The sequence below is a fragment of the Mesorhizobium huakuii genome, from assembly GCF_030160235.1.
Lineage (GTDB): Bacteria > Pseudomonadota > Alphaproteobacteria > Rhizobiales > Rhizobiaceae > Mesorhizobium > Mesorhizobium huakuii.
The window spans coordinates 1-2,783 of record NZ_BSNY01000042.1 but is presented as its reverse complement, the minus strand read 5'-3'; the positions used below and the strand labels follow the sequence as shown (position 1 = coordinate 2,783).

Genomic DNA, 2,783 nt, shown 5'->3' with positions numbered 1-2,783 from the left:
ATTGAAGCCGCAGAGCGCCGCTTGATCAGCCTCGTCACCCAAATTCCAGCATAGCTCTTTGGCCGGCAAGGCCGGTCAGTCGTAGATTTTGATGATCTTGTGGGTGCTTGGATCGACCAGAACGGTCCGGTTGTCGATCACGACGTAGCGGTATTTGACGTTGGGAACTTCGCGAAGTTCGACCGTGTCAGGCAGCGCTGTGCCGATGTTGAGTTCCACTCCGGGAACCTTCACCGAAGCAAGCGGCTGCTTCTTCACATATTCACGGATAACCGTTTCCTGTTCCGGCTGAATGATGATGTCCTCGGCCGCCGCGACGCCGACGCCTGCGAGCAGAAGAAATGCCGCGGCTGCGGCAGACAGATGCAATTTCATAGTCTTACTCCTCGTGAGATTGGCTCCGATCGGTGGTGTCGAAGCTCAACTGCCAACTTGGCGTGGATGCAATCGTTCCCCTGGAAGGACTTCAGTCGGAGGAGGCGGTTGGACCAAAGTCCGGTCTAATTCCTCAATGGTCTTGCCGTCGGTCCAGCTTGGAACGGTCACCTGTCGCGGAAGTTGTCAGCCACGGAACTGAAGGAAAGAATTCATGGCACAGAAGTGTTGGTCAAGCGCGTTGGTTGCTGGCGCCAGTTTTCGTCTTGGCCATATCCCTGCTCGTCATTGGAATATCCCTTGGCTGAGCCTGGACAGTCCACATTTCAAAATCCGCGCAGCTATGTCCCTTCCTGCGCGGATAACGGTTCGCTCGCTGCGTTAGCGGCGAGCGAACCCGTCAACTTGATTAGGGCAGCGACAGGTGACTGAAATGTTCAACGACAAAGAGACTCGCTTCATAGAGGCCGGTTTCCTCCTTGCTGTGCCCATTTGCGTGGCTCTGACCGCGCTGATAGCCGTATTCGCCCTGGCCAAGATATGATGGTGTGGTTGTATCCACTTCGGCGTTTGGCGCAGGAACGAGCCACGGCTTCACAATCATGGAGCCGCTAGAATGAACCGCATCCTGTTTATGACGGCCGACTTCCTTTCCCGGCCGCCAGGCTTCTACGTCATGATGGTCGCAATGGTATTGTGCACCGCGCTAGTGCCATTCGGACTGACCAACGCGGTCACCTATGTCCTTTCGGTGGCCGCCATCGTGATCACCGGTGTTGTCCTTATACAAGGCTATCGCGATACCGCGGCCATTCACGCCAAGCTCGATGAGATCGTCGTTTCGCTTAGGGAGACCAGAAACGACGTGGTGGGCCTGGAGCATGCCGAGCCGGAGGAGATCCGCGAAAAGCTTGCGATGCTCGAGCAAGAAGCAGCGCAACGAAATGGGCGAGCTACCTGATTATCATACGGGCGAGCTGTCCGTGAGCTATCAGCAGGCTCAAAGCCCCCGTGCAACCGGATCAGCACTCGCGGGTTGTTGCCCTAATGAAACGACGCCTCGTTCTCCTTCGAAATTGGTCAATTCATGGACGTCTCGATTACGCAAACAACGGCCGATAAAATCAAAGCAGGTAAGAGCGGCCTGCTGCTGATTTCGGACAATTACGATGCGTTCGCGGCGCGTGTTTTAGCGGCAAGGGACGCGGCTCGCGCTCTCGATGTCATGTATTGTCTCTGGCATGACGATCACACGGGGCGCTTGCTTTTACAGGAAGTTGTCCGGGCGGCCCAGCGAGGCGTGCGGGTCAGAATGCTGCTCGACGACGTCAATCCGCGCAAGAGCGATGCTGCTTATTTGGCGCTGAGCAACCATTCAAACATCGAACTCAAATTGCTCAACCCGAGCGGCATCAGAGCGCGCGGCATCATGCGCGGCGCGGAAGTCCTCTTGCGGCTTTTTGCATTGACAAGGCGGATGCACAACAAGGCCTGGATTGGTCAACTCGGCTCGCATGCCCCCTATTTCGAGGGAAGCGAGGAGAAAACCGAGTCGACGCTTCTGAGCGGGATCAGGGGTAAGGCCTCCATCGCCGAGTTCATAGCGGCGAGCAGCAACGTACATTGGGTCGAGCGCGTGCGTGTGATCTCCGACCCTCCGGAAAAGTTCGGAGGCTGGAGACCGCGCGGTTGGCTGATGAAGGAGTTGCTCCCAAAAACGACGAGCAGAAGGATGAGGTCGATCTCGGTATCTACCTCAGTCAGATAGCATCCGCGGTAATGGCTTCGCATGCGGTCGAAGGCATCCGCCTGGACATGAAGGTTGATACCTATCCGGTGTCGATCAACGTTGCGATGCCGACTGGGCTGGTTGTGAATGAACTGCTGACCAATGCGCTCAAACACGGCTTCAAAGGACGAGAAGGCGGCACAATAACGCTTCACAGCGTGGTCGATGGCGACGGATGCCGCATCACTATCGCCGATGATGGAATTGGTTTGCCGGAGGGCGAGACATGGCCGAAGCCCGGCAAGCTCGGTGCTCTCATCGCGCGCTCTTTGACCGAGAACGCCAAAGCGCAATTCGAAGTCAAATCCAGCGCCACTGAAGGGACCAAGGTTACCATTGTTTTCAAGCGATCGGCGGCGACGAGCTGACGATGTTCTATGCTGCGTTTTGAGTGGCTTGGTCCAGGGCCTGATATCTTCTAGCGATTGAGTACTTAGCAATGTCCGCAGCGGGCGTCAGCGAAGAGGCAGCTTTCCGGCTAGTTCGTTCCAGAATCGAACCATGTGCTCCCGGCCAAACGCATAGTGGCTGTATGGGCCTCATATCTGTCGACACGACCTAGCTAAGGACGTGTCGATAATTTATCGCGCTAATTTTTGGGATTGCGGCTTGATTGTAT

The 2,783-nt window shown here is 56.1% G+C and carries 3 protein-coding genes and 1 pseudogene; 3 read left to right on the top strand and 1 reads right to left on the bottom strand.

All coding sequences use genetic code 11. The features are described from left to right. Nucleotides 1-75: 75 nt before the first annotated feature. A complete protein-coding gene (locus QQK95_RS21420) occupies nucleotides 76-375 on the bottom strand; it encodes a DUF1236 domain-containing protein (RefSeq protein WP_284276430.1) in 300 nt (99 codons plus the stop codon). A gap of 616 nt (nucleotides 376-991) precedes the next feature. On the opposite strand from QQK95_RS21420, the gene QQK95_RS21415 reads away from it, so the two are divergent. From QQK95_RS21415 to QQK95_RS21405, 3 genes and pseudogenes are all read left to right on the top strand, one after another. Further along, on the top strand, nucleotides 992-1,336 hold the full coding sequence (locus QQK95_RS21415) for a low affinity iron permease family protein (RefSeq protein ID WP_010915342.1): 345 nt from the start codon (nucleotides 992-994) through the stop codon (nucleotides 1,334-1,336). A 126-nt stretch (nucleotides 1,337-1,462) separates the two neighbouring features. Beyond that, a complete protein-coding gene (locus QQK95_RS21410; protein ID WP_284276429.1) occupies nucleotides 1,463-2,143 on the top strand; it encodes a phospholipase D-like domain-containing protein in 681 nt (226 codons plus the stop codon). Continuing rightward, nucleotides 2,083-2,532 (top strand): annotated as a pseudogene (locus tag QQK95_RS21405) (ATP-binding protein); the annotation flags it as partial. The gene QQK95_RS21410 and the pseudogene QQK95_RS21405, both read left to right, overlap by 61 nt. Nucleotides 2,533-2,783 lie beyond the last annotated feature (251 nt).